At 67.6% G+C, this 20,650-nt stretch carries 16 protein-coding genes; 3 read left to right on the top strand and 13 right to left on the bottom strand.

Annotated elements, in window-relative coordinates:
* On the top strand, positions 1–413 hold a 413-nt coding region (locus tag EP26_RS22100), incomplete at its 5' end, for a transposase (protein ID WP_043341984.1).
* A 652-nt stretch (positions 414–1,065) separates the two neighbouring features.
* Here the strand turns inward: EP26_RS22100 and EP26_RS22105 are convergent.
* The 11 genes from EP26_RS22105 to EP26_RS33415 all read right to left on the bottom strand — a co-directional run bounded on the left by EP26_RS22105 (position 1,066) and on the right by EP26_RS33415 (position 18,062).
* Entirely contained in the window at positions 1,066–1,881 is an 816-nt protein-coding gene (locus tag EP26_RS22105; protein WP_052389520.1) for a YsnF/AvaK domain-containing protein, read from the bottom strand.
* Between the two features lie 312 nt (positions 1,882–2,193).
* Positions 2,194–3,177, bottom strand: coding sequence for an HWE histidine kinase domain-containing protein (locus tag EP26_RS22110; RefSeq protein WP_052389521.1), 984 nt, complete (start codon positions 3,175–3,177; stop codon positions 2,194–2,196).
* 214 nt (positions 3,178–3,391) lie between these two features.
* Complete coding sequence (locus EP26_RS36355; protein ID WP_169747452.1) at positions 3,392–4,225, bottom strand: YihY/virulence factor BrkB family protein; 834 nt, start codon at positions 4,223–4,225, stop codon at positions 3,392–3,394.
* Positions 4,226–4,845: 620 nt separating this feature from the next.
* Positions 4,846–6,846 carry an ATP-binding protein gene (locus EP26_RS22120; protein ID WP_043341970.1) on the bottom strand — a complete coding sequence of 667 codons (2,001 nt, stop codon included), beginning with the start codon at positions 6,844–6,846 and terminating at the stop codon, positions 4,846–4,848.
* Positions 6,847–7,139: 293 nt separating this feature from the next.
* Entirely contained in the window at positions 7,140–7,607 is a 468-nt protein-coding gene (locus EP26_RS22125; protein ID WP_043341972.1) for a response regulator, read from the bottom strand.
* Positions 7,594–10,455 (bottom strand): PAS domain S-box protein, encoded by a 2,862-nt coding sequence (locus EP26_RS32275; protein ID WP_157033678.1) that lies wholly within the window; start codon positions 10,453–10,455, stop codon positions 7,594–7,596. The genes EP26_RS22125 and EP26_RS32275 overlap by 14 nt, the downstream gene beginning before the upstream one ends.
* A gap of 83 nt (positions 10,456–10,538) precedes the next feature.
* On the bottom strand, positions 10,539–10,928 hold the full coding sequence (locus EP26_RS22135; RefSeq protein WP_052389524.1) for a response regulator: 390 nt from the start codon (positions 10,926–10,928) through the stop codon (positions 10,539–10,541).
* Between the two features lie 4 nt (positions 10,929–10,932).
* Positions 10,933–12,327 (bottom strand): sensor histidine kinase, encoded by a 1,395-nt coding sequence (locus EP26_RS32280; RefSeq protein ID WP_084112767.1) that lies wholly within the window; start codon positions 12,325–12,327, stop codon positions 10,933–10,935.
* A 93-nt stretch (positions 12,328–12,420) separates the two neighbouring features.
* Positions 12,421–14,556, bottom strand: a complete 2,136-nt coding sequence (locus EP26_RS22145) for a PAS domain S-box protein (protein ID WP_043341973.1) — start codon at positions 14,554–14,556, stop codon at positions 12,421–12,423.
* Positions 14,557–14,745: 189 nt separating this feature from the next.
* Positions 14,746–17,865 (bottom strand): PAS domain S-box protein, encoded by a 3,120-nt coding sequence (locus EP26_RS22150; protein WP_052389526.1) that lies wholly within the window; start codon positions 17,863–17,865, stop codon positions 14,746–14,748.
* Positions 17,862–18,062 (bottom strand): type II toxin-antitoxin system ParD family antitoxin, encoded by a 201-nt coding sequence (locus EP26_RS33415; protein WP_084112769.1) that lies wholly within the window; start codon positions 18,060–18,062, stop codon positions 17,862–17,864. The genes EP26_RS22150 and EP26_RS33415 overlap by 4 nt, the downstream gene beginning before the upstream one ends.
* Positions 18,063–18,401: 339 nt before the next feature.
* On the opposite strand from EP26_RS33415, the gene EP26_RS35130 reads away from it, so the two are divergent.
* Together EP26_RS35130 and EP26_RS35135 are read left to right on the top strand one after the other, a co-directional pair.
* Positions 18,402–18,566: a hypothetical protein gene (locus EP26_RS35130; RefSeq protein ID WP_157033679.1), complete on the top strand. Its 165-nt coding sequence runs from the start codon at positions 18,402–18,404 to the stop codon at positions 18,564–18,566.
* Positions 18,567–18,923: 357 nt separating this feature from the next.
* Positions 18,924–19,070 carry a hypothetical protein gene (locus tag EP26_RS35135; protein WP_157033680.1) on the top strand — a complete coding sequence of 49 codons (147 nt, stop codon included), beginning with the start codon at positions 18,924–18,926 and terminating at the stop codon, positions 19,068–19,070.
* A gap of 92 nt (positions 19,071–19,162) precedes the next feature.
* Here EP26_RS35135 and hflX read toward each other — a convergent pair whose 3' ends face one another.
* The gene (gene hflX / locus EP26_RS22160) at positions 19,163–20,275 is read right to left on the bottom strand and encodes a GTPase HflX (protein ID WP_245624474.1); all 1,113 of its coding nucleotides are present in this window, start codon (positions 20,273–20,275) and stop codon (positions 19,163–19,165) included.
* A gap of 48 nt (positions 20,276–20,323) precedes the next feature.
* Positions 20,324–20,650 (bottom strand): IS630 family transposase (locus EP26_RS22165; protein ID WP_043341976.1); only part of this gene is annotated, 327 nt, incomplete at its 5' end.

Raw genomic sequence — 20,650 nt, forward strand, 5'->3', positions numbered from 1 at the left:
AGGGCGTGAAGCTGTTCGCGGTCTGCGACAAGCACGGCTCGCTGCTCGATCTCGAACTGCAGCCAGCCAACACGGACGACCGCGCGGGCGTCCTGCCGATGCTGCCGCGGCTAGCAGCACTCGGCTTCGAAGGTGACCTCCTCGGCGACAGCGGCTTCAAGGGCGCGCCCTTCGCCACGGCAGCGCTCGAGCATGACATCCATGTCTCCATCTCGCCTGGCGGCACGCGGGACGGCCGCTTCCTGCCGAACGGGATCAGATGGGTTGTGGAGCGGCTGTTCGCCTGGCTCAGCCGCTACCGGCGGCTCAACATCGTCTACGACCGCGCCGCCGACCTCTTTGCCGGGCACATCTGGATTGCAATGATCTCCATCATCTCGCGGCGGATCGTCGGCCAAACCCAGGAGCAATAAGGAGTTTATTCGCGTACAGCGTCTTAACGGCCAAAGGTGGCGCTGGTGCATGGGTAGGGTCGTTGACGCTAAGATTAGATCGATATCGTAGTAATGCGTTTTCTCTGATGTCCAGATACCTGTGTTGCTTCCCATCAAGACAAGAAGACTCAGTCCAGGGCTTAGTGTCCATCCGAGAGCAATTTGTCTGAGATCAACCATTTACTGAAGGAGCGTAGTAGAAGCCAATGGCCCATCAGGCCGGCTTTGGCCTGGGTTAAGATGCCCTCGATATGAAAACTAGGTCCCACACGCCATTGATGCGGGGCCATTTATTCTCGGATGGACACTTGGCTACGCGTCCAAGGGAAATAATTCGAAGCCCATTCGCCACGGATTACAGCGAGGGCCAAGACGCAGGCGGGCACGCCACCGCGACAATGTTGCATAAACCCTTTGATGCAGAGCGGCTGGTCACCGCCATCGGAGCTCTCGTGCATTCCCCTCGGTGGTGCCAACGCTTCGAAATAGCGCAACACAGAAATGCTTGCGGCGCCGACGAAGCCATACCTCTGCATCGGGGCTAAACATCTGGAACTCGATAGCAGGTTGGCGTGCTGGATCCCGACGGCAACTCCCCCGGGAACCCAGCACGACCTCCCATCTAGCGACGTCAGACGGCGTTGGGACCTCGGGTCGTGGTCTTGCCTACTGTCGAGCTCGGCGCGCCGGGAATGCGGTCGTCCTCCACCTCTACCTCGGTGCGACGCACCGTATCGGTAACGCTCTGGGTTCGCTCATCGGCCGTCTTACGGACGACCAGCTCCTCTTTGATCCGCGCTTCCTTGGAGATAACGGCTTCCTCGGCAGTTTCGGTCGCTTCGATCGTCCGCTCCTGGAACAGGGCAGCGTCAGCCCCAGTTACCGGCCGGTCGACGGTGCGACGCTGGACGTCCACATGCTCCTGGTGCAGGGTCACCTGCTCCTGCACCGGTGTCTCGACGACGTAGCTGCGGATCCGGACCCTGCCATGGGTAATTTCACGCTTGCCAACGCTCAGCCGCTCTTCAACGACCGGGATGCGCGCCTCATCCGGCGCGGCGCCAAGCCGCTCCACGGCACCGGAACCGGCATGGGTCGTGCCCGCCGAAGACACGGCGGTTGGGGAGGCTGAGCCACCGGTCCAACCCTCCCGCCGCCATTCCTCCTCGCGGGTCGACAGGTCAATGGCACCGCTGGCCTCGAGGACATTAGCCACCTCATCGAACCGACCCTCCGGCACCTCTGCATGGACAACGCCACCACCACGCCGGAACCCTTCGGCCATGGATGCCGCGTCCTCCTGCGGCAAAGACAAGGCGGTCAAACGAGACGAGGTGGTGCTATCGTAAACTTCGGCTCGAACGCCGCTGACCTGCTGCGCCAGGTTGTCCGCGGCCTTTTGGGCAGACTGAACGGTATCGAAGTAGGCGGTGATGTTTTGGGTCATGGTGAAGTCTCCTGATTATTCTGCCCGAAATCGAACTAAAAATACGATCTGGAGCAGACCTTGACCCTGTAGGGTTTTCTGATTTCGGAGCCACGCCCGAATGGCGTCCGTGCCTGAACGACCTGATCCAACATCAGTTTGCTGACCCGCGGCGACCAAGTGGTCGAACTCGCACGCTTGGGCGGGATGACCCGTTGGCAGATTCGGCGATACCTAACCTTACCCAGCGATGCCGCAGGGAGCGGCTCGGAGAGTCCATCGCGGCCGCCTCAACACGGGGCAAAGGGGTCACCACGGCTCAGGAAGGGACCCTCACCTTTCCGCGCCAATTAGGGTATCGATGGGCAAGCTGATCTCGCAACGCAGGCCCGAAGGCTCGAACAGCAGCCAAGCTTCAGCCCGCAGTTCCTGCTGGAGGCCGCGCTCGACCAAGCGGGAACCGAAGCCACGACCCGATGGCGGCCGGACCGGCGGACCACCCTCCTCAGTCCAGCGGAGGATGAGCCGGTCGCCATCGGTGCCGGCCTCAATCTCCCAATGGAGATGCACGTATCCGCCGGACACCGACAGCGCGCCGTGATCAGCCGCGTTCGCGGCCAGTTCGCTCAACGCCATGCCGAGCGCAACGGCAGCGCCGGGACAGAGCGAGACCTCCGGCCCCGAGGCCCGCAGGCGCTCCACTTTCCCTCCCAGATGCGGCGCCACCTGTGCCTCCGCCAGCTCGCCTAGGGAGATACCTGCCCAATAGCGCCTCGCGAGTAGCCGGTGCACGCGGGCCAGGGCGCGAAGGCGCTCCTGAAAGGCGTCCTTGAACTCGGCCGCCGTTTCCGCTTTTTGTGCGGTCTGAGCTGCCACAGACTGCAGGGCAGCAAGATTGTTGTTCACCCGGTGGTTCACCTCGGCGGCCAATCGCCTCCGCTGCTCCTCGGCGCGCCTGAGTTCGGTTACGTCGCGCTGCACGGCAACCCAATGCGTGACGCGGTCGCCCTCCAAAACGGGGGTGATCGACCATTCGACAACGTATTGGGTGCCATCCTTGCGGTAGTTGATGGCCTCCCCGCGGAAGCTACGGCCCGCCGTCAATGTCGCCCGTAGATCATCGAGGAAGGTGCGGTCGGTGTTCGGGCCCTGGAGGATCCGCGGCGTCTGGCCCAAAACTTCATGCGGTGCATAGCCAGTCAGCCGCGTGAAGGCGGGATTGACGTACTGGATGCGAGGGCCGGGCGCGTCCAGCTCGGGATCCGTGATGATGACCGCCTCGCCGAGCGCCCCGATGACGGTGCGGAGGAGCGTCATCTCGTCAGGCAATTGTTCCTCGAGCGGCGATGAGAGTTCCCCAACACCGTCTAGCTCTTGGTCGCTTCCATTTGGGTGGATCATTCGGTCCGGGAATGGTTTTACGGCGGCTGCATGGCACTCTGCAGACCTTCAACCGCGCTCGGCGTCCCCAGTTTCTGCAATATCGCTTCGGGCCCCGCCCACCCGACCATGCTCCGCCATTCGCAACGACCTACGACCCAGGCGGTGCGGGTTCCGCCTCCGGCATGGCCTGCCGCTCGAGCTCGGCGTTGAGCACCGCGCCGACAAGGACAGCCGCAGTGGAGACCAAGGCCCATAGCATGAAGCCGAGCACAGCCCCAACCGAGCCATAGAGCCAATCGTAACGGCCAACCCGCTGCATGTACCAGGACACCGCGGCCGACCCGAGCAGCCAGGCCAACGCCGCCAAAGCACCACCCCAACTGACCCAATGCCAACGAGGGCAGGCGCGGCACGGGCCGTGGCGATAGGCGAGCGCGAGGACGACCGAGACCGCGGCGAGCAGTAGTGGCCAACGCAGGAGGCGCAGCAGCCAGTCCATGGCGCCGCCCGGCCCGGCCGCAGCCGCGAGCGCGAGCGGCACACCCAGGACACCGCCGAGGGCCAAAACGGCGAACGCCACAGACCCGAGCGCGAACAACAGGGCCATGCCGACCAGCCGGACGAGACCGCGTGCCTCGCGCTCGCCGTAGGCGACGTTCAGTGCCCCGAACAACTGCATCGCCGCGGCAGTGGCGCTCCAGAGCGCGGCCGCGACGAGAGTGGCAGCCAGGCCGAGCTGACCGCCGCCCACGGCTGCCATCCTCCCCAAGGCATCCCGCGCCACCTCCGCCGATCCGGCAGGCAGCATACCAGCCAGGGCCTGCAACTTCTCCGCCGCGACCTCCGGATCAACGAAGAGGCCGCACAGCGCCACCAGCGCGGCGAGCGCGGGAAACACGGCAAGGAGAGCGTAGAAGGCAACCGCCGCCGCTTCGCCAAGCAAGCGGTCCTCGAAGACCCGCCGGAAGCAGCGGACCAGCACCTGCCGCCAGCCCCGCGCCGGGATGCAGGCGGGGTTGGCCGCCCCGCGCCCGTCGCTTGATCGCGATTCAGGAATGACCACAGACGACGCGACGTTTCGGCCCGGAGCTTCTGACATGGGACCTGAACGCGGCAAGGCGCAGGATGACACGTTGTGCCGCCACCACCTCGGGCTTGCTGCGTTGCATGTCAGCGGGAGGGCAGGTGACCTCCCCCGAACAGCGAGGTTCTTGACATCGTGGTCATCCCTGATTTGCTGAATGCTGCCATCGGCAAGCCTGTAGCCGCAGCGGCCCGTGCTGCCCGCCGCGCGCTCGAGCGCATCGCGCCGGAGAAGACAGCTGCGGCAGCGCCGACTACGGTTCGGAAGTCGAAAGGCTGGCGCAGGCACGTCCGCGAGGAGAAAGCCCGGCAACGAGGTTCTCGGGCATGAAGGAAGTCGCGGCAACCCGGGCCGCATCGCAGCTCAGGTGCATCTCCGCAATGCGCGCGCAACCGTATCCAAGGGCAGTTGACGCTGCGGCTGCGGCGCTGCCCGACCCCAACACCCTCGCCATCCAGGTTCATACCATGCAATGGCAAGGTCCGATTGCTTAACGCAGTTCTTGGCTCGGATCAGACCTACACCTGAACAGGCTCCGACATTCCGACCAAGGCGCGTTGAAGCGCGTCCGCCAGTTGAACGCGCGTACAAGGCTTCTGCAGGAACGTCACGCCGTCCGGCAGCCGCCGCTCGCGCAGCGGGTCGAGATGGCCCGTCACCAGGACGACAGGGAGTTCGGGGCTGCGGGCGCGAACGGTCTCGGCCAGTTCCAGGCCGTCCATGCTGCCGGGCATCGTCAGGTCGGTGACGACGGCATCCACGCCCGCGGCAACCTTGAACGCTGCCAGCGCCGCGTCGGCATCCTCCGCTTCGAGCACCTGGTAGCCCAGTTCGACGAGGGTCGCCGCCATGGCGCCGCGCACCAATGCGTCGTCCTCAACCAGCAGGACGGTCTCGCCCTGGCCAGGTGACGCGTCGGAGGCAACGGCGCACATCCGGTGGCCGTCGTCTGGCGTGGCCTCGGACCGCGGCAAAAGGATGGTGACCTCGGTCCCCTTCCCCGGCGCGCTGTCGATGGTCACCGTGCCGCCGGACTGGTGCACGAAACCGTGGATCTGAGCCAGCCCCAACCCGGTTCCCTGTCCGGGCGGCTTGGTTGTGAAGAACGGCTCGAAGGCGCGATGGCGGACTTCCTCCGGCATGCCCGGCCCGTCGTCGCGAACCGCGATGCGGACGTAGTCACCGCTCGGCGGCCAGCTGTCCGGCCCCGCGGCCACGCGCTCGGCACCCAGGGAGATGACGATGCGGCCAGCCCCGGCGATGGCATCGCGGGCATTGATGGCTAGGTTCAGCACCGCCGACTCCAGCTGGTTCCGGTCCGCCAGGCAGCATCCGACATCACCATTGGCCTCGACCGAGAGGCCAATCCTGTCCCCTGCCGTCCGCTTGAGGAGGGTGCGCATGCCCTCCACGACCTCGACCGGGTCCAGCGGCTTAGGGTGAAGGCGCTGGCGCCGCGAGAAGGACAAGAGCTGCGCCGTGAGCCCGGCGGCCTTCCCGGCCGCGTCGAGCGCGTTGTCGGCGAAGCGCACGAGGTCGGGGCGGTCCTCACCCGCCCGCCTGCGGATGAAGCCCAGATTTCCCATGACAGCAGTCAGGACGTTGTTGAAGTCGTGGGCGATGCCACCAGTGAGCTGGCCAACCGCCTCCATCTTCTGCGCTTGGCGCAGCCGCTCCTCGCTGGCGCGCAACGCTGCCTCGGCCCGCTTCCGCTCCGTGACGTCCACGATGGCGCCCATGGTGCGAACCGGTGCTCCCGCCTCGTCGCGGATGAGCCGGGCCGAGATGAGCACTTCAGCAACTTCTCCGGAACGCTTGACGAGCCGGAATTCGAGGTCATTGAACGCGCCTTCCACGACGAAGCGCGGCCAGCACGCGCTGAATGTCTGCTTGGCTCCATCCTCCATGAACTCGGTGAGGTGGCGCCCGAGCACCTCCTCACGGCTTCCATAGCCCATGAACTCGAGCCACCGCTCACTGACGGACAGGATGCGGCCTTCGAGGTCGAGCGAGTGGAGCGGGAGGGGCGCCTGCGCGAACAATGTACGGTACTGGGCCTCGCTTTCGCGCAGCGCCTCCGCAGAGAGCCTACGCTCCTCGGCGAGCAGCCCCAGCGCCCGGTTCGCTTCGCGGAGCTGCGTCTGCGACGGCAGGGCGAGGGCCTTCGGCAGCAGCGGCCAGAGCGCGACGGCAGTCGCCACTGAAACCACGGCCGTTCCAGCCTTGACGATACCCTCCAGCCCATAAGCCGGAACCCAAATGGTGAGCAGGTCGAGCCAGTGGCCAGTGCCGCAGAGCAGGATGAAGGCGGCGAAGAGCCAGAACACCGGCCTGAAGGCGAGGTCGCGGCGGCGCCGAGCGAAGACCGTCAGCGCCAAGGGGATGGTGAAGTAAGCCACGCCGATGGCGACATTCGACACGGCGTGGGTCCAAATGAGCCAAGGCTCCCACAGGAGGCAGAAGCCATGTGGCGTCAGCCCGGACGGGTCGAAGAGCCAACGGGCCAGGGTGTCCAGCATGCGCTTCCGTTCTCATCCCACTCGCGGCACCACCCAAACTCCGGCAGCACTCACGGTTCCGTTATCCATCTAGGTAGCGGATTGAATGCAGAACAGTCGAGGCACTTTTGGAAATCAGAGGTTGATTATTCCTCCAGACAGACGCGTAAAAATATTTGTGGCAACAAACCCGGTCTGTGCTCCGCCATTCTCTGACCGCTGCATCCGCGACCCCAATGGTATCGCGGCAGCCGCGCAGGCGCCGAATACCTCACTCCAGTAAGGACTGCCGAACCAGACCCATCCCAACCGTCTCAGGATGGCGGCGGGGCTTCCAGGGGTGCCGAGGGCAGCTCGGACATAACCATCCAGTACATCCCGATGGTTTTGACCATCTCGAGCAGCCCATTGAAGTCCACCGGCTTCACGAGGTAGCCGCTTGCCCCCAGGTCAAAGGCGCGGTCCACGTCCGCGCTTTCCCTCGACGAGGTTAGCATCACCACCGGAATGCGCCGAAGACCCGCCTGGGCGCGTAACCACTCCAGCACCTCGAGGCCGCTACGACGAGGGAGCTTGATGTCCAGCAGGATCAGGGTCGGCATGGGATGGCGGTCGCGGTCGGCATACTCGCCCTGGCCAGAGAGATAGGCGACGGCGGCGTCCCCATCCTCCACCACGGGGAGCGCGTTCGACAGCTTGGCCCGCCGGAATGCGCGCTGGACGAACAGGATGTCGTCCTCGTTGTCCTCGACCAGGAGGACTGGGAACTCACGCATGTCCATGGTCGGGCTTCTCCTTGGGCAACTCAAACCAGAACCGGCTCCCGCAGCCGAGTTCGGACTCCACTCCAACAGCGCCGCCGAGGCGCTCGATGCCCTTTTTGACGATGGCGAGTCCGATGCCGGTGCCGGGATATGCCTTCTGCCCGTGCAGGCGTTCGAACACCCGGAAAATCTTGTCGCAGTGCTCGGGACGGATGCCGATGCCGTTGTCTTCGACCCAGACCCGGACGTTGCCGCCGCGGTGCTCGGCCCAGACGCGGACCCGCGGCTCGGCACCCGGCGGGATGAACTTTATGGCATTGCCGAGAAGGTTCATCAGCACCTGTGTCAGCACGGCACGCTGGCCGATGACCTTGGGGAGCGGCCGCTCGAGCTGGAGGATGGTCCGAGCTGTCTCGATCTGAGGGTCCATATGGCGCAGCACGTCGGCGAGCAGCCCTTCGAGCGCAACCGGCTCGGGGCGGATCTCCTCACGGGAAAGGCGGCTGTAGGCGAGCAGGTCGTTGATGAGGTCGTCGAGCCGCTCCGCACCGCGCGCGATGCGCCCGGCGTAGTCCCGTCCGGTTTCGTCCAGAGCGTCGGCATAATCCTCGAGCAGGGCCCGCGAGAAGCCCTGCATGCCCCGCAGCGGCGCGCGCAGGTCGTGCGCCACGCTGTAGGCGAATGACTCCAGCTCAGCGTTCGCGTCGGCCAGCTGCGCCGTCCGCTCGGCGACCCGGTGCTCCAACTCGGCATTCAGGCGCCTGACCTGCTCGAGCGCCTCGCGCTCGTCGTGGATGTCGGCGGCGGTGCCGACCCACATCTGAATGTCGCCATCCGCCGCCTGCAGCGCGGCCGCCTGCGTCCGGAACCAGCGCCAGGCACCATCGCGCGTACGGACCCGGTGCTCGACCGCGTAGGGTTCCCCCGTGGCAAGCGACTTGGCCCAGGCGGCATTCATGCGAGGCAGATCGTCGGGGTAGATGGCCGCCGCCCAGCCCTCTCCGGTCCCGGCTTCCACCGGCAATCCGGTGACCTCGGTCCAGCGCTGGTTGAAGTAGTCCAGCAAGCCGTCCGGCCGCGCCGTCCAGACGATTTGCGGGTTGTTCTCGGCCAGGAACCGGTATCGCCGTTCGCTCTCTCGCCGCGCTGCCTCGGCGCGCTTGAGCTCCGAGATGTCCTCGACGACGGAGACGAAGTAGGGCCGCGCGTCAGCAGCGGACGGGCGCAGCAGGGACACGGTGAGCAGGACCCAGATCGGAGTTCCGTCCGGACGCAGGTACCGCTTTTCCATCCGGTAGCTTTCTAGCTCGCCAGCCACGAGCGCACGCACTTGGTCCAGGTCGGTGTCGAGGTCGTCCGGGTGGGTGATGTCCTGGAAGCCGAGGCGCAGCAACTCGTCCGTGGGATAGCCCGTGATCTCGCACAGACGTTGGTTCACTCGGAGCCAGCACCCGTCCAGCCCGACATGGGCGATGCCAACGGCGGCCTGCTCGAAGGTTGCGCGGAACTGCTCCTCGCTCTCGCGCAGAGCCGCCTCGGCCGCACGGCGGGCGGAGACGTCGCGGAAGTAGACCGACACGCCACCGCCCCGCCGGGGATAGGCGCTGAACGCGGTCCAGCGTCCCTGAAGGGGCGCATCGACCTCGAACTCGCGTGGCTCGGCGCGGCTGGCGACCTCGTGCAGGATGGGTGTGACCGGGCTGCCCGCTGCCCCCGGGAACACCTCGTCGAAGCGCCGACCAAGGAGGTCTTCCCGCGGCTTGCCGAAGGTTTCGAGAGCCCGGCCGTTGACGTAGGCGACGCTCCGATCGGCGTCGAGCGCGTAGAAACCGTCGCCGATGCTCTCGAGGATCTCCACCGCCTCGTCGCGCGCGGCGCGCAGCTCGCGTTCGGCCCGGTCGCGTTCAGCGTCGGTGGCCGCTAGGCGGCGGGCGACGGCATCGATCTCGCGGACGCCGGACAGGCCGGTGCCCGAGGGACCATTGACCAGCCTGCCCAGGGCGCGGGCAAGCTGCCGCGCCGTCGCCAGCGCAAGCAGCAGCCCAGCAAGCGCCAAGACGGCGCCGATGGAAACGGTGCGGATGAGAGCGGCGCGAAGCGGTGCCGCGAAGACCTCATCCGGCACTGCGACCAGGGTGACGTAACCGGTTCGAGGGATCCGGGCATAAGCCACGACCGAGAGGGTGTCCTCGAGGGTCCGCACGCCGTGGACAATCCCGGTCGGATGCCCGGATGCGAGCGCCTCCAGGACCGACGGCCTCGCCCGCAGGCCAACGGTGTCTCCGGGCCGCACAGTACGGGCCACGATGGTGCCGACCCCGTCGAGGACCACCCCGACCCAGCCCTGGGTAAGCTCCAGTTCGCCGAGCACCACTCCCAAGGTGTCCACGCGCACCGCCGCCGTGACAGCGTAGGCGCCCCCCCCGCCCGGGCCCGAGCGGGCCACCGGCGCGGCGACGACGATCACCGGTGTCCGCTCCCCGCCCCTGGTGTCCTGGACGAGGTTCGACACCGCGGTGCGGCCTGCAGCGAGAGCCAGGCTGGCAGTCTCCGAGCCGCGCGACCCCGGCGGTGGGGCGCCGTCGGGCCAAAAGGTGTTGAGGAGCCGGGTGCCGTCCCGCTCCGTCACCCCGACCCAGGCGCCACCCAACTCCGCGGCCACCGCCTCGGCCTCGGTCAGGAAACTTCGGACATCCCCGGAGCGGAGGAACTCCGAGCGGGCCGCCGTGCGCAGCAGCGCCTCAACCCGCCCGATCTCCCGGTCCACGAGCACCGCCATGGCCCGGGCACGGGTCTGCAACCGCTCCTCGGCGCGGGCGCGCTCGGTCAGAAAGGCGTCGCGGACGGCGAAGGTGGCGACGCCCAAGAGCGGCAGGGCGACGGCGGCGACCAGGAGGAGCAGCCGCCGTTCAAGCGAGCCAGCGGGCTGGAGCAACCTGCTCGTGGCACTCACGACCGGAGTTTCGCCGCGACGGATCTCAGGGCGTGGAGCAGGTGCCGGGGTAGGAACGGGCGATGCAGGATCTCCGAGGGAGTCGACCCAGCCGCCCACGCCTGTGCTGCCTCAGCATCCTTGCCATTCACCAGCACCAGCGCGATATCGAACTGCTCCCGCAGGAGGCGAGCAGTTTCGGCACCACCCACGCATCCCCCGAGCGCCAGGTCGACTAGGGCTAGGTCCGGCTCGGTGCGTTCGGCCATCTCCAGCGCCTCGGCGCCGGTGGTGGCGACGCCGACCACCTCGATGGAGGCATCCTCGAGCACGTCCTCGATGTAGCCGGACAGGACGCCCTCGTCCTCGACGACGAGTACCCTGTGGCGGGGGCTTGGCTCCGTCATGGCGTCAGCTCACCAGGAAGTCGAGCGCGATCCGCGTGCCGCGGCCCAGCTCGGATGTGGTTTCCATCTTGGCCTCCGCCTGCCGCGACAGGGACTTCAGCAGGCGCGTGCCATAGCCGCCGCGCGGGCTCCGCTCGCCGGGCTCCCCGTCAGTCATGCCGACGCCGTTGTCCTCCACGAGGAGCAGCGCCCGCTCTTTGGGCTCACCGGGCAAGCGGCGGAGCGAAACCGACACGCTTGGCTCCACCACCCCGTCGAACGCATGCTTGAGGGCGTTCAGCAGCAGCTCGTTGGCCATGAGACCGATCGGGATGGCGCGGCTGACCGGCACGATCACATCCTCCAGGCTCGTGGAGACGGCGATGTCCGGCCCCTGGAACAAGCTGGCGAGCAGTTCTTCCAGGAATTCCCGCAGGTTCACCCGCGCGTAGTCACCCGATTTGTAGAGGCGGCTTTGCACGAGGGCGATGGAATGGATGCGGGAGGACAGTTCCTCCAGCGAGCGGCGGACCGCCGGATCCGACGTTCGGTTGGCGAGCGTCAAGACGAAGGCCGTAAGGATCTGGAGGTTGTTGTTCACGCGATGATAGAGCTCGGCCAGCAGCACGGTCCGCTCTTCCTGAGCGCGCCGGATCGGAGTGATGTCGGTCACCGCGCATTCGAAGAGTTCGGTGCCGTCCTCGCCCGCGATCCGCCTCGCACGCATCACGACGGCGGTCAACTCGCCGTCGAGGCGCTGGAACTCGGTCTCGGGGGCGGCACCACCCTTGGCCGCCTCCCATTCGGTCCGGTGATTGACGCTGAGGCACCGTGACAGCTGAGCCAGTGCCACACCGGGTGCCTGCGGCGGTGCTCCGAGGATGGCGAGCAGGGCGTCGTTGGCTTCGACGGCCTCGCCGCCTGCACGGCAAATCGCCAGGCCGACCGGGACGTGCTGAAAGAGGCTCCGGTAGCGCTCCTGCGCCTGCCGCGCTTGCCTGCGCTGGCGTGTTCGGTCGATGGCGGCCTGGATGGCCACGGGCAGCCGGGCATACTCGTGCCCCTTCTTGAGAAGGTAATCGTCGACTCCCTCCCGCATGGCCTCGACTGCAACCGCTTCGCCTCCGGTACCGGTCACCATGACCACGGGAATGTCGGGGTCGAGCGCCTTGACCCGGCGCAGAACGTCCAGGCCATCCATCCAGCCCATCTGGTAGTCGGTGACGACGAGATTCGGGCGAGCCTCGGACAGCGCGGTGTCGAACTCCCCGGCGCTATCCACCTCGACGAGGCTAGCGTCCGGGAAGCCGCGGCGCAGCTCGCGGGCGGCCAGCAGCCGGTCATCCGGGTTGTCGTCGATCACCAGGACACGCACACGGGCCTCGATCTCGTTAGAGGATGCCCAGAAACGCTCGCGCAATCGTTGTGTTGCACCGGACGCAATCGCTGGTGGGCGGTTTGGGAAAGGAGCCTACGACCCCATAGGCGACGGTGGAGTCACCCTCGGACCCGGTCATGGCTCATTCAAGCCAGCAACAGGCTCCCGAGGCAGGACACGCGCCAGCGGCAGGTCGGCCTCGAGCACCAGCCCGTCGGCGTGCCACGCCGGTCGCAGCGTGCCGCCAAGCTGGCGCCGGAGAGTGCTTTCGACCACCCTGGAGCCGAAACCGCGGACCGACGGCGGACCGCCTACATGGGGTCCGCCGCTCTCAGCCCAGCGGAGCCGGAGCAGGTCCGCCTCCCGGTCCACCGTCCAGGACAGACGGACGTGTCCGCCTGCCACCGACAGCGCCCCGTGCTTGGTCGCATTGGTCGCCAGCTCGTGCAGCGTCATGGCGAGTCCCTGGGCGGCTCCGGGCGCGAGCGTCACGGGAGGGCCGTCGAGTTCCACTCGCGGGAGGTCACCGACGGCATCGCCCCGGGTGGATACGAAGGCATCCAGCTCGGCGCGAGCCAGGGCACCGAGGTCGGCGCCAGACCATTGCGCGTTGGCCAGGAGGGTGTGCGCCCGGGCCAGGTTTCCCACGCGTCCCTCGATCGAACGGGCGTAGGCAGCCGCATCGGCTCTCGGTGTCAGACGAACCGCCGCCTGGACCACCGCGAGCGCGTTCTTGGCTCGGTGGTCCACCTCGCGGGTCAGCAGGGTCCGCGCTTCCTCGGCCCGGCGCCGTTCCGTGATGTCCTGCAACACGCTCACTGCACGCAGCGGCTTGCCGTCAGCGTCCCTGACCGAGATGGAGGCGCTTGCCCGGACCCAGATCACGGTGCCATCCGGGCGTAGCAGCCGACACTCCTGCTCGACCTCGCCATTCCCTGCGATGGCGAGGTTGGCTGCGACCCGCTCGCGGTCGGCTGGATGGCAAAGGTCGTCCGGTCCCAAACCGCCGACAAGCTCCTCCTTTGACCGGCCCGCGATCTCGCAGAAGCGCCGATTGACGCGGATGTAGCGGCGGGTGCGCGCGTCGACCTCGACCACCCCCGTCGCGGCGGTCTCGAAGATGGCGCGGAACTCCGCCTCCCGCGCCGCCAGCGCAGCTTCGGCCCGCTCGCTCGCTACCCGCAGCACCTCAAACTCGGCCACGCTCGCGGGTGGTGTCGGCCCGCCGCCGTCCCGACCCGCAGCCCTGGCGTCGGCGCGGAGAACGAGGGCGTTGACCGGCCGCAGGATGCGGCGTGCGAGCACTCCCGCGACCGCCAGGCCAATGGCAACCGCCGCGGCAGCGCTTGCGACCAGTGCCGCGACAGGGCCAAACCAACTCGCCCGGTAACGGGCGTACGGCTCTGCCACCACGAGGGTCCAGCCAGCGGCGGCCGGGATGGGCTGCGCCGAGAACAGGGCGGTGTCCCCGTAAACGGACTGCGCCTTGAACACCCCGCGGGAGCGTTCCGTGTCGGGGACAGAGCGGCTGCGGGGCACCGTGCCGAGGAAGCGCTCGTGGTCACGTGACCGGGCCACGATCCGTCCCTGCCTGTCGGCGACCGAGACGAAGGCATCGCCTGACGGTCCCTTCGCCTGCAGCTTCCCCGACAAGCGGGCCGGGTCGATACCGAGGACGACGACCCGTGTGATTTGGCCCTGACGTAGGACTGGGGCTGCAATGGCGACAACGGCGCGACCGCTCGCCCGGCCGACGAAGAGGTCGGAGACGGCGGGCTGGCCGGTCTCGACTGCCCGCCGGATGACGTCCCAGGCGCCCTCGCCAGGTGGCGACGGCGGCGGCAGGAGTGCGCCCTCGGGGAGGTTCGTGTTCAGCAGCTGGCGGTGCCCCGGAGCCGCATCGTTCACGATAACCCAGCCGCCGAGCGCCTCGCCCACGCGGCGGGCCCAGGGACCGAAGGCGGCGAGGTCATCACGCTCCAGGGTCGGCGAGGCGGCGAGCGCCACGACAGCCGCGACCTGGTGCTCGATCTCGCCGTCGAGATAGAGGGCGAGAGCCCGGGCGGTGTCCTGGAGCCGGGCCTCAAAGGAGCGGCTGTAGCTCTCCGCGAGGTGCCACGCGGCCGCCCCACCAATGGTCAGCGCGGGGAGCAGCGATGCGAGAACGAGGCTGACTAGATGAAACTGCAGGCCCGGCGGACGTCGTTCCGCGCGTGCCTCGCCGGGGTCAGCCTGTGCGGCGGTGCCGGACCCCGTCACCCTATCGCCCATGGCCTCACCTCCGCCGCGACACGCCCTGTCACCGCGGCCCCTACCTCTGGGTAGAGGCATCAGCGTGCGGTGGGCAAGTTACCGTACACACATGCCCACCGGGACGGTTAGCGGTCCAGCCGCTCCCGGGTCGCCCCGAGCGGAAGCCGTCGCGCGACGGAGTAGCGCACTTAGCCGAGCGAAAGCTGCTCAACGGCTCGACCGCAGCACCCGCGACAGTCCCTCGGCCGAGTAGGGCTTGTGCAAGAGCTCGAAGCCCTGGGCGCCGCCGTTCGCCAGCACATGGCTGTAGCCACTGGTCAGGACGACCGGCAGGTCCGGCCACCGCCGCCGGATCTCCTTCCCGAGCTCAACCCCGTTCATCCCTGGCATCACCACGTCGGAGAACACCACGTCGAATCGGCTCGCGTCCTCCTCCAGCACTTCGAGGGCGGCCCTGGCGTTCGGAGCCCAGGTTGCCACGTAGCCTAGATCCTCGAGCAACTGCCGGGCAAAGTCGCCAACTTGCGTGTTGTCCTCGACCAGAAGCACGTTTCGGCACCCGTCGACAGGCGCGTCGGCCTCCTCTGCGAGCCGGATCGGCGGCACCATCGCCTTGCGGTCCGAGTGCGGCAGGTAGAGCGTGAAGGTCGTGCCCTGGCCGACCTCGCTCTCGACCTGCAACTCGCCCCCGGACTGCTTGGCGAAGCCGTAGACCTGGCTCAGGCCGAGCCCGGTCCCCTTGCCCGCATCCTTAGTCGTGAAGAACGGCTCAAAGATCCGCCCCAGCAGCTCGGGCGCGATCCCCAACCCAGTGTCGGACACGGACACTGCGACGAAGGCGCCCGGCGTTCCCGCGTGGCCGCGCGTGGGCGGCACCCCGGACGCCAACCAAGTCCGGACCTTCAGCTGTCCCTCGCCGTCCATCGCGTCGCGCGCGTTCACCGCGAGATTGACCAGCGCCGTCTCAAACTGGTTGGGATCCGCTTCGACGGTGCAGTCTTCGCACTCGAATGCCGCCTGGATGCCGATGCGGGCGCCGACCAGCGGACGGACGAGTTCGACGACGGCTTTGACCCGCTCGCTTACCACGAACACTTCCGGCTTGAGCGGCTGGCGCCGCGCGAAGGCCAGGAGCTGCCCAGTCAGCTTGGCGGCGCGGTCGGCGGTGTCAACGATCGCCTCGACGTAGCGGCGGCGCCGCTCCTCCGGCAGATCGGGGCGCCGGAGCAGCCCGGCAGACGAGCGGATGACAGTCAGCAGGTTGTTGAAATCGTGGGCCACCCCGCCCGTGAGCTGGCCGACGGCCTCGAGCTTCTGGCTCTGACGCAGCGCCTCCTCATGGAGCCGGAGTTGCTCGGCCCGGCGCACCACCTCGACCTCGAGGTGCTCGTTAAGGCGTCGCAGCTCCCGCTCGGACTGCCTGCGCTCGGTGACGTCAAGCATGGCCCCGATCATCCGCACCGGCTCGCCGCCCTGCCGGCGCACCATGAAACCGCGGTCGAGCACATCGGCGTAGCTGCCGTCGGCCCGCAGGAAGCGGTACTCGTCGGCCCAGCGGTCGCCGCCGTCGATCACCGCGTGGATGGAGCGGGAGATCCGCTCCCGGTCCTCGGGATGAATGTGTTCGAGCCACCAGCCGCCTGAAGGGTCAATCTGCACCGGCAGGTGGCCGAAGTTCTCGTGAAGCGCCTCGTTCCACTCGATCCGGTCGCTCCGCAGATCCCAATCCCAGATGGCGTCGTTGGTGGCCCGCACGGCGAGGTGGTAGCGCTCCTCGATGGCACGCTGCGCCTCCTCGGCCCGGCGTCGGGCCGTGATGTCGGTGTTCGTGCCGACCCACTCGCGGACGGTCCCGTCGGCTCCGCGGACCGGGACGCCGCGTGCGGCGACGAGGCGCCACTCGCCATCCGCCCGGCGCAGCCGGAACTCGGTGTCGAAGGGCGTTCCGTCCGTGACGGCAGCCGCCCATTCCTCAACCGCGCGGGCGCGGTCGTCCGGATGGACAGCGTCGGCCCAGCCGGTTCCGAGCCACTGCTCCGACGTCTGGCCGGTGAAGGCGCGCCAGCTTGGCGAGTCCTCGCACACGAGGCCCCGGGCATCGGTGGTCCAGACCGCGGATGCGGTGGCAGCCACCAGCGCCCGGAAGCGCTCATCGCCGGCCCGCAGCGCCGCCTCGGCCTCTCTACGGTCGGTAACGTCGAGCACGAACTCGACCACCTCGTCGCCGATGCGCCGCGGCGCAAACAGGCCCCACCAGCGCGATCCGTCCTTGCGGTAATACTGCTTCTCATAGGGCACGGCCTCGCCGAGCGTGGTCACCTCCTCAACCGCCTTCAACGAGGCGGCGTGGAACTCCGGCGGGGTCAGCTCCTGCCAAGTCTTGCCGATCGCTTCGTCGTGGCTGAAGCCGGTCATCCGCAGAAAGGCGTCGTTCGCCTCCGTCAGGCCGAAGTCCGGACCCCAGAACAATACGCCGACCGTGCTGATGCCCAGTGCGGCCCGCAACCGCGCCTCGCTGAGGCGCAGGATCTCGCGGGACCGCTCGCGCTCGGTGACGTCGCGCGAGGAGGCCAGCAGTAGTTCCGGGCGCTCGTCCGCACCCGGCACTGCGGTGACCTGCACGTCCCACCACCTCAGCTCGCCCCGGGCGGCTGGACCTCGTCCCTCGAAGCGGGCCACCCGCCCGGCGGCCGCCTCGGCCAGCGCCGCCTCGACCTTGACCCGCTCCTCCTCCGGCCAGAGGTCGGCGTAGCGCTTGCCCCTGACCGCGTCGAAGCTGTCGGTCCCCAGCATGCGCAGGCCGGGGCCGTTCATGAAGGTGAGGCACCCGTCGAGGGTGAGCAGCTTGAGGCAGTCCGCGCTGCTCTCGAGGACGCTGCGCAGCACCGCCTCACTGGCCCGCAGGCGCTGCCCGGCCAGGTGCTGCTCCGTTCGGTCCCGCACGATCTTGACGTAGCCAAGGTGCTCGCCTGTCGCCTCATCCCGGAGCGGGGCCATGGACCCCGCGCCCCAGAAGCGGGAGCCGTCCTTGCGCATGTGCCAGCGCTCGTCCACAGCGCGTCCGCCGCTTCGGGCCTGCGCCATCTCCTCCGTGCCGAAACCCTCTGCCTGGTCCTCGGGCGTGAAGATCATCCGGATGTCCTGACCGACGGCCTCCTCCTCCGGCCAGCCCATTACGCGCTCGGCGGCGCTGTTCCAGCTCGTGATGATGCCGTCCAGGTCGGCTGTGAGAACGGCGAAATCGGCCGAACTCTCCAGGACGAGTTCGGCGAGACGGCCCGAGCTCGGCAACCGATGGCGGGCGAGGTCGACCTTGCGGCTGTTCATTTCTGTTGCTCAGGGCGAGGACGGCGGGGCGGGGGAGTGAAGGACTCGGGCGGCAGCGCCTCGGCGCGCTCCAGCAGCCGCAAACCGGCGCGGACCACCTCGCTGGAGGTTTGGTAACGGCCGGAGGCGACGAGGCGCTCGACGAGGCGGCAGAGTTCCGCTGTCAGGGCGACATGGAGGCTGTGCTGGGCTGGCATGGCACGCAGCTAGGCGTGCGAGATCGGGGTGTCACCTTTTAACCACCCGCACTGCCCAGGAGGTAAATTGCTGCGGCATTTTCGCCACACATTCCGGTCGGGCGGAGAGCAGCTCCGGCAGCAACGGAACCATCTTGACGGTCACCTTCCCCGATCCCAACCACTCGCCGCGTTGAACGACCCGGCCGCCTCGGACGACCGGCATATCCGGCTCGTCCACATGGCGGAGGCAGTGCGCGAACGGTAGGTGTAGGGCGGGTCCTGACGGCACCACGGGCACCGCACCAAGGAAAGGCGCCGCTTCCGGTCAGCGCCGCCGCTGGCCGCCGGAGGTGCCGGATGCCGCCGACCGCGTCCGGCCCGCGCGGCGCCGAGGTCGTGATTTACGAGCGGATTGGCGGCATCGTCCACGTAACCGGTAAGGTGGTCCTGCAGCGTCTGGCGAAGAACATCGTCCAACCGGTCACCGTCGTCATGCGCGACAAAGACGCTGGAGATCTTTGAATCGGGGTCGTCGGTGTAGTTGGGCCCGGACGCGGCATTGGTCGCCGATCCACTCCAAACCTTATGCACTTTAGGGTCTCAGTCGCTTTGCAGATCCGATTTGAAGTTTTTAGGGTTAAAATCCAATCGGCGGGTTTCGATTCAAAGCAGCCCCGCGTCGGCTAGCCAGCCACGGTCCGCTTACCTACCTTCCCAAGCATGTCCCGCTCCCCGAATGCCGACTTGGGGCCCCTCATCAAGCTCCTACAAGCGGGCGTCCCACCGGTCCGCGCTGCCGCCGAATTCTCTCGCGTCCCGGCGATTTAGTCAGCTGAACTCCAGGACGACAACGAGCAGCTACAGGAGCGGCTCTCCGGCTTGGCCGAGCAGATGACAACGGGGATCGAGGAAATGCACGAGGGCATCGCCGAGGCGAGCGACAAAGGGAAACCCACGCTGCGGCGGATCTTGGCAACGCATGAGGCGGTGCTCGACGCGGTGCGGAAGGCGCTCAGAGCAGGGTAGGCATCCAACCGCCGCGCCAGAAAGGCTATGGCGGCAGGTGGCCCGGCTCAGCCGTAGCCCCGGCCGGGGACGCTGTTGCAATGCATTTGAGCTCAGCTGGCAGCAAGGCTTCGCCGCAGACGCGCGATGGCGCCGGGAAGGCCGCGAAGCTTCAGCACCCGGCCATTCTCGTCATACTCCTCCGACAGGATCCGCGCGCTCTCGTAGACCTCGCCGATGAGACCCTGCTTCGCGTAGGGCAGTAACAGTACAGCCTCCACCATGGACGCCTCGAAGAAGGCGATGATGGTGTCGCGCAGCGCGCTGACATCCCCAGCCGAGTGAGCGGAAAGGGGGATCGCGTCCGGATGCTTCTCGACCAGGGCGGCGCGCCCGGCAGCGTCCACCCGGTCCATCTTGTTCAGCACCAGCCGGGATGGCACCACATCCGCCCCGATCTCGCGCAGCACGCTGCGGCTCACCTCGAGCTGCGCCTCATAGGTCGGGTCCGACGCGTCCACGACATAGAGCAGCAGCGATGCCTCCAACGCCTCCGTGAGGGTGGAACGGAAGGAAGCGACGAGGTCGTGCGGCAGCTGCTTGATGAAGCCGACCGTGTCCGAGACAAGCACCCGCGGCCGGGTTTCCGGTTGCAGGATTCGGACGGTGGTGTCGAGCGTGGCGAAGAGTTTGTCTTCCACCAGCACTTGGCTGCCCGTCAGGGCTCGCATCAGGGAGGACTTGCCCGCGTTGGTATAGCCGACCAGAGCCACCCGCAATTGGTCCCGCCGGGCGGAGCGGCGGTGGTCGCTGTCCCGCTGCACCGCTTCCAGCTGCTCCTTCAGTTCCGCAAGTCGATCACGGATCTTGCGACGGTCGAGGTCGAGGTTGCTCTCGCCCGCGCCCGGCCCCTGCCGCCGCTCGCCGCCGCCCGACGACTCCCGCAAACGCGGCGCCACGTATTTCAGGCGCGCCATCTCTACCTGGAGCTTCGCCTCACGCGTGTTGGCATGGCGATGGAAGATCTCGAGGATGATGCCGGTGCGATCGAGCACCTGGGCACCCGTTGCCCGCTCCAGGTTGCGGATCTGGCTGGGAGAGAGCTCGTGGTCGACGATCACGAACTCTGGTCTGTGGGCCGTGTCCGTCTCCGCCTCAATCGAGGGCGCCGTCTCCCCGGCAGCCTCGAAGCGCTGCCTCGCCTTAGCCCTCGGGGGCGGCGCCATGGAGCTGACCACGCCGGTGCCGCCCGTGAGCGCCGCTAGTGCACTGACTCAAACGGAAGGTGCAGGAAGCCTGGCCAGCGTGCCGAGGATGGTGTCGGCAGGCCTGGTCCAGGCGAATGGCTTGGCCTTCTTGTTGTGGTCGCGGATGTAATGGGTGATGGCGTCCTGCAGGTCGGGGACTGACTGAAAGACGCCGCGGCGGATGCGCCTGCGTGTGATGGCCGAGAAGAAGCCCTCGACGGCGTTGATCCAGGACGCCGATGTCGGCGTGAAGTGGAAGACCCAGCGCGGATGATCAGCCAACCACTGCCGGACCTTTGGGTGCTTGTGGGTGGCGTAGTTGTCAAGGATGGCGTGGATCACCTTGCCGGCGGG

The organism is Belnapia moabensis DSM 16746 (assembly GCF_000745835.1).
Taxonomy (GTDB): Bacteria; Pseudomonadota; Alphaproteobacteria; order Acetobacterales; family Acetobacteraceae; genus Belnapia; species Belnapia moabensis.

What these genes read in the sequence shown, in the direction of transcription:
- EP26_RS22120 (WP_043341970.1), bottom strand. Translation starts at nt 6,846, where the DNA reads ATGCTGGACACCCTGGCCCGTTGGCTCTTCGACCCGTCCGGGCTGACG.
- EP26_RS22125 (WP_043341972.1), bottom strand. Translation starts at nt 7,607, where the DNA reads ATGGACATGCGTGAGTTCCCAGTCCTCCTGGTCGAGGACAACGAGGAC.
- EP26_RS22105 (WP_052389520.1), bottom strand. Translation starts at nt 1,881, where the DNA reads ATGACCCAAAACATCACCGCCTACTTCGATACCGTTCAGTCTGCCCAA.
- EP26_RS22145 (WP_043341973.1), bottom strand. Translation starts at nt 14,556, where the DNA reads ATGGGCGATAGGGTGACGGGGTCCGGCACCGCCGCACAGGCTGACCCC.
- hflX (WP_245624474.1), bottom strand. Translation starts at nt 20,275, where the DNA reads ATGGCGCCGCCCCCGAGGGCTAAGGCGAGGCAGCGCTTCGAGGCTGCC.
- EP26_RS22110 (WP_052389521.1), bottom strand. Translation starts at nt 3,177, where the DNA reads ATGACGCTCCTCCGCACCGTCATCGGGGCGCTCGGCGAGGCGGTCATC.
- EP26_RS33415 (WP_084112769.1), bottom strand. Translation starts at nt 18,062, where the DNA reads ATGCCAGCCCAGCACAGCCTCCATGTCGCCCTGACAGCGGAACTCTGC.
- EP26_RS35130 (WP_157033679.1), top strand. Translation starts at nt 18,402, where the DNA reads ATGCCGCCGACCGCGTCCGGCCCGCGCGGCGCCGAGGTCGTGATTTAC.
- EP26_RS22135 (WP_052389524.1), bottom strand. Translation starts at nt 10,928, where the DNA reads ATGACGGAGCCAAGCCCCCGCCACAGGGTACTCGTCGTCGAGGACGAG.
- EP26_RS22150 (WP_052389526.1), bottom strand. Translation starts at nt 17,865, where the DNA reads ATGAACAGCCGCAAGGTCGACCTCGCCCGCCATCGGTTGCCGAGCTCG.